The following is an 894-nucleotide window of genomic DNA, read 5'->3' on the forward strand; positions in this document are numbered from 1 at the left end:
CCCGAGCGCGTCATCAAGCTCGCGCATCACCAGAAGGCCGCCGTCGGAACTGAGCTGCGTGCCGCGAAATTCCAGCCGCACGCGAGGGTCGAAATCCACCCGATCTGCCCGTTGCAAGCCCGCACCCTCTGGGTGATCCATGAAACGCGCCCCTCGCAGCCTTCAACACCATGTTTTATATAGGAAATATAATGGTCAGGACAGCGAAATCAGCGCCTTACTTGGGAAATGTGGGGCTATACCTGTCGCGCTGGTCGCTTTGGTCTTCATCGTCTTCAAAGCGTTGACCAAGGGCAAGGTGGGGCCGCGTTCTGCCTTCGAGCGCCGTGGAGTAATGAACAAGTCCGAACTAAAGATGTTCGGAATGCTTCGGAACGATCTTCCGCATGACTGGCTTCTGATGTGCCAAGTGTCCTACGGGGCTATGTTAAAAAATCGCGACTACAAACGATATATGTCCATAAACTCAAAGCGTGCTGATTTCGTAGTATTCAGTCCTGAAATGTCTGTCGTTGCTGTTATTGAGTATCAAGGAGCTGGTCACTTTGGAAGATCAGCGCAAAGCCGTCAGCGAGCCGAAGTCAGTGATAGGGTAAAACGTCAGGCACTCTCTGAAGCCAATATTCCCCTCGTGGAAATTCCAGAAAAGTTTGATCGGGAATACGTGCAGAAGCTCGTTGCTGCAATCGTTGGGCCAGACAGTGAAACGTCTGGAGCCAAAGAAATGAACCCTAACACCACTCAGGAAGCAGAAACCCACATTTCCCAAGTAAGGCGCTGATTTCGCTGTCCTGACCATTATATTTCCTATATAAAACATGGTGTTGAAGGCTGCGAGGGGCGCGTTTCATGGATCACCCAGAGGGTGCGGGCTTGCAACGGGCAGATCGGGTG

Annotated in this window: 1 protein-coding gene and 1 pseudogene; one reads left to right on the forward strand and one right to left on the reverse strand. The window is 52.1% G+C overall.

What is annotated here, in order from left to right; all coding sequences use genetic code 11:
• Positions 1-141: pseudogene (locus tag AB9K37_RS03005) on the reverse strand (IS1380 family transposase); the annotation flags it as partial.
• Here AB9K37_RS03005 and AB9K37_RS03010 point away from each other — a divergent pair.
• A complete protein-coding gene (locus AB9K37_RS03010) occupies positions 140-781 on the forward strand; it encodes a DUF2726 domain-containing protein (protein WP_369835487.1) in 642 nt (213 codons plus the stop codon). The pseudogene AB9K37_RS03005 and the gene AB9K37_RS03010 overlap by 2 nt on opposite strands.
• Positions 782-894: the final 113 nt, after the last annotated feature.

The sequence above is a fragment of the Donghicola sp. XS_ASV15 genome, assembly GCF_041224595.1.
In the GTDB taxonomy this organism is placed as follows: domain Bacteria; phylum Pseudomonadota; class Alphaproteobacteria; order Rhodobacterales; family Rhodobacteraceae; genus Donghicola.